The following is a 4,767-nucleotide window of genomic DNA, read 5'->3' on the forward strand; positions in this document are numbered from 1 at the left end:
CTGCGGCTGACAGCTTGGATTAATGCCACAGCTTCGCTGGCAAGCTTTGCGACGGTGCCCAGAATGTTCATAGCCTGCAGCGTACAAACAATCCACACGTCATGCGAGGCGAAACGGTAGGTGAAATATCACAGTCGGAAATGGGAACCAAACTGGGTCTTCCGAGAGTCTAATAAGAAGCGGGCGTCTGTGTTCGGCGAGGCGTGCTGGGGAAAAGGAATCTGATTCCCTTAATAGGGTGCCCCCAACGCTACACCCTCTGCAAGTTGACGCAGGGCTGGAATCTCGATCCCCGTATTAAGGAACCATTGCAGCACGAAACCGAGCGTGGCGATCACCACGCCGACAACAGTGCCGACAATGTTGTGTATTTTGGCTTTGGTGTTGGCGTCGTCAAGCTCGCGGATGGCGTCTTGGGTTGCTAGGAGTTCGCTGTAGCGCTGGCGGTATTCGTCAGCGGTCAGCAGGGCGGTGGGCCGGGCTTCGGCGGCGAGAGTTTCTTTAATACGGGTGAGCTCGGCGGCGGTGGGGGAGTCGGCGCCGAAAGCCTCCGCGAGAGTTTTCTTAATAGGAGATCGCGATTCTTGGAGCTCGGATTTGTGCGGCCGGCGGTCTTGGCCTTCCTCGATTTTCCTTAATAGGGAGAAGTCTTCGCGGTGCACGATGTCGTACGATTCTTGCCGAACGCCGTCGTGAAAGAATTCGGTGGCGATGAGCTGCCCCACGTAGCCTTTGCCAGGGGTCCAAATCGGGCCGCCAGAGTCGCCGGACTGGCTGTCGAGCTGGGCGAACAGGATGTGCTGGTTAATGTAGATGACCGGTGCGCAGTGAATTGCGTTGGTGGTGGCACCGTAGCGGCAGACATCTTCGCCGAGGTGAGGGCTATAGGGGCGGTCGCCGGAGTAGATATTTTTCCTTAATACGGTGGTGGGGTTGGCCTGGACATACGCGATGTCATAAAGCACGTAGTTCGGTTCCTGGCGGTGGCGCTCGATGTCGTTGAGGGTTTGCAGTTGCGTGGTGCGCTGGAAGATGTGCTGGAGGGTGCCGATGTGGTTGCCGGCGGTGTCGTACACGTCACTGCCATGTGCGCCGCAATGCCCGGCGACCCAGATGCGCGCGTTGGCGGCGTCGACATAGCCGGCGGTGCACTGGAGTTCGAGGTTGTCGGTGGTAATGGTGAGCCGGTCGCCTTGTTGCACGTTCCCTAATATGGGTTCAGCGTGCGCGACACCGCCAAGCCCTACCCCGAGCGCAATAATCATGCTGAAAATCGCGCGTTTCATCGCCCAAATTTCCTTAATAAGGGGAGCAATATCGTTGCGACCCCCACCATCGCCCCCACAACTCCAACCCAAATGCCCCACGAGCTGCCTTGTTGAGCGCGTTTCGCCTGGAGCTCCGCCTGCCGCTTGGCAAGTTCCCTATTAAGGAAAACTTGGTCGCGGTAGAGGGCTTGAGCCTCGTGTTCGTAGAGGATTCGCGAGAGTTGTTCCGGAGTGGCAACCGGTTGCGCCACCACCATTGGGGCTTGCATCGCAAGGAAGCAAGCCGTTGCTACACATATCTTTTTCCACATGACACGTTCGCTTTCGAGGTTGGGTTAGCGCAGGCAGGCCCGGTAGGCGCGCTCGAGAGCATCGACGGAGGCTTCCCAGGAGAAGTTTCGGGCGTGAGCGACGGCGTTGCAGGCCATGGTGCGTCGTAAAGCGTCGTTAGTGAGGAGGTGTTGGAGCTGGTCAGCCCAGTCGTGAGGGTCGTGGCCAGGGACGAGCAGGCCGGTGTGGCCGTCTTGGACCGCGATCGGCAAGCCGCCGACCTGCGCCGCAACGACCGGCGTGCCGCTAGCCTGCGCCTCGATGGCGACCAGGCCAAAGGACTCGTTGTAGCTCGGAACAGCCAAAACGTCGATGGCACGGTAGATTTCGACGAGTTCTGCAGGCGGGCGCGGCTCAAGGAATCGGACGTGCTGCTGCAGGCCCAGCTTTTCGACGAGGGCAGCGTACTGCTCAGCCGAGGAGGACGCCCCCGACGCACCGCCGCAGATCAGAGCGTGCACATTCGCATGAGGATCATTGCGCACAATCAAAGCCAGCGCTTCGAGTAGCACTTGCGGGCCTTTGAATTCCTGCAGTCGGCCAACAAAGCCGACTACTTTGGCGTCCATAGGAATCCCTAATATACGGCGGGCGTGTGCGGTGCCAGCGGCAATGTCGTCGGCGACATCGTCGGACCCACCGCCAGCAGCCGCGGCGCCGCCAAGCCCAGCGGTAACCGGAGCGAAAACCTCAATGTCACTACCAGGCATAATGACCGAGATTTTCTTAATACTGGCGTGATAGTGGCGGATCAGATCATTCGTCTCCTCCGCAGTATTGACCACGAGCATGTCGGCGTGATCGACAAGCTGCTGTTCGCAGATGCGGCGCGCTTCGCTTTCGTGCTGAGTGGTGTCGGCATTGTGGTGGTTTTTAACCGCCGCGAGCGTGTGGGCCGTATGTATTAAGGGAATACCCCAGATTCGCCGCAGCAGCCATCCTACCTGCCCGGATAGCCAATAATGAGTGTGCAGGAGATCGTAGGCGGCCTGCTGTTGGTCGCAAAAATCGAGCATGCCGAGCGCGAACGCTACCATTTGGGTGGGCAGGTCCTCTTTGCTGATGCCCTCATACGGCCCGGCAAGAATATGAATCACACGTAAATTGCGCGCAATTTCAACAATTTGAGGTTGCTCGACATGCGTCACGCGAGTGAAAATATCCACTTGAATCCCGCGTCGTGCCAGCTCACGAGCAATATTCACAATATAAACGTTCATGCCGCCCGCATCGCCAATTCCCGGTTGCTGCAGGGGAGAAGTGTGAACTGAAATCATTGCGACGCGCATACTTTCTAAGTGTAATACCTCCTTTGCATTCTTGCTTTACGACGCCGCCTTGCACGCCTTCAACACAAAGAAAAGCGGTGAGATGACATCAATCACCTCACCGTTTTCCTCAATTTAGGAAATTAGTGTTTCTTTCCTCGGAGCACAACCAATACGCTCAGACCAGAGATTATATCCCTGATCGCAAGTGAAACGCAGCGGTCACACCAGTGGTTGGGGCAGTAATAATGTTCTCTGCCATCCAAACCAGAAGCTACACGTTGAGCATGGCTCGCAAACGCAACAGCTGTGACTGAATGAAAGAAACAACAGGATTATCCGAAGAACCGAAAATACCACCAAGCAGCGGAATCAGCAGCAATGGAGTAAACGGAATAATCTTCTTAATCCACTCGCCAGCCTCAGCAGAACCGCCAGCAACTGGAGCCTTATCAGCAACAGTTACAGTCAAGGTGCCTGGGAATGCTGGAACGCCGTCCCGTGATTTACCAATGTATGCAACAGGAGTTGGAGCCTTGGTGAAACCAGATTCTGGAGTAAAGGTTACAGTGCCGTCTTTCGGATTAACGGTCCACTCGCCTTCACCTTCAACTGTTTTGCTGGTGGTTGCAGAGTTTAGATCGTCACCGAAACGAAGCGAACTTGGATCAACGCCAGTGTTAAGGTCAAAAGGCAAATCAACAGGTTTGCCAGGCTCACCAGCAACAGTTACATCCTCAAGAACAGGAACTACAACTGCCTGATACGTTCCTTCGTATGCATCATCAGGAGCAACCGTTGCAACAACGGTCACCTTAGCAGCTTCACCGACAAAGTTCTCACCTGGAGTGAAGGTCACAACGCCATTGTCAGCAACCTCATAGGTTGCAGTAGCAGTGACACCAGGAGCGATCTCGCGAGTCACTTCGAGCTTCTCGCCAGCCTTTACTGTCTTATCACCGAGCTCCAACGAGAAGACAGCTTCGCCAATACCATCGAACATTTCGCTAGGCAGCAATGGTAAATCTTCAATGTCAGCATCAGTAGAATGCTGAGCTTTACCTTTAATATCTAGAGTACAAGCAGCTGGTGTCTCACCATCAACATCACAAGGAATACTGTACGTATTATTCTCAGACGCTTGAGTTGTTTGCGCTTGAGCTACTGGGCTAACGCCCCCGATGAGTGCGAGAGTGCTGAATACTACAACTGTTGGGTTCAAAACGTACTTAGCCCAACGATTCTTGTTTGCCATATATACCTTCCTAAAACATGGAACCTAATAGATAGGTGTCATAGCCGAAGCAATGGTAATACAAACTCATTATTGATACAAATTTTCATATTTATCTAAGTAATTACTCAACAAATGTAAAGATCTGCATCAGTTAACGCCAGTAACGTAGCCCTGACACAAATCCACGACTGATCATGACAAACGAAAGCGTGGGTTCGTAATGACAATCCATTACGAACCCACGCTTATACGTAGTTAAAAGTTAGCCGAATTATTCGGATTCATTCTTACGACGCAGGACCAATACGCCTAGACCAGCAATCATAGCCATGATCGCAAGTGCAAACGCAGCAGTCACACCAGAAACACCAGTGTTTGCAAGACCAGTTGCCTTTGAAACACCCTTCGAGTAACCGGAACCATTCGATGCCGGTGCGCTCGCGCTGTTACCAGCGTTAGGAGCAGTGTTCGAAGTTCCATTACCGGTATTGCCAGCACCGTTACCAGCGTTCGAGGAGCCATTGCCCTTGAGTGCATCAGAAGAACCAGGAACAACAGGCGTACCCGACGAACCAGCAATACCACCAAGCAGTGGGATCAGCAGCAACGGAGTAAACGGAATAACCTTCTTCACCCAATCAGGCACCTCAGAAGAACCACCAGG

General features: G+C 54.0%; 5 protein-coding genes. All 5 read right to left on the reverse strand.

Going from position 1 to position 4,767, the window contains the following annotated elements; all coding sequences use genetic code 11:
• Positions 1-230: 230 nt before the first annotated feature.
• On the reverse strand, positions 231-1,286 hold the full coding sequence (locus NXS99_RS09095; protein WP_259288358.1) for a S1 family peptidase: 1,056 nt from the start codon (positions 1,284-1,286) through the stop codon (positions 231-233).
• On the reverse strand, positions 1,283-1,537 hold the full coding sequence (locus tag NXS99_RS09100; RefSeq protein WP_259288359.1) for a hypothetical protein: 255 nt from the start codon (positions 1,535-1,537) through the stop codon (positions 1,283-1,285). The genes NXS99_RS09095 and NXS99_RS09100 overlap by 4 nt, the downstream gene beginning before the upstream one ends.
• A 66-nt stretch (positions 1,538-1,603) precedes the next feature.
• Complete coding sequence (gene mshA / locus NXS99_RS09105) at positions 1,604-2,887, reverse strand: D-inositol-3-phosphate glycosyltransferase (RefSeq protein WP_259288360.1); 1,284 nt, start codon at positions 2,885-2,887, stop codon at positions 1,604-1,606.
• Positions 2,888-3,140: 253 nt separating this feature from the next.
• Entirely contained in the window at positions 3,141-4,121 is a 981-nt protein-coding gene (locus NXS99_RS09110) for a hypothetical protein (RefSeq protein ID WP_259288361.1), read from the reverse strand.
• 253 nt (positions 4,122-4,374) lie between these two features.
• Positions 4,375-4,767: LPXTG cell wall anchor domain-containing protein (locus tag NXS99_RS09165; protein ID WP_310593312.1), on the reverse strand; the 393-nt coding region annotated here is incomplete at its 5' end.

The sequence above is a fragment of the Corynebacterium sp. HS2168-gen11 genome (genome assembly GCF_024834075.1).
Classification (GTDB): Bacteria; Actinomycetota; Actinomycetes; order Mycobacteriales; family Mycobacteriaceae; genus Corynebacterium.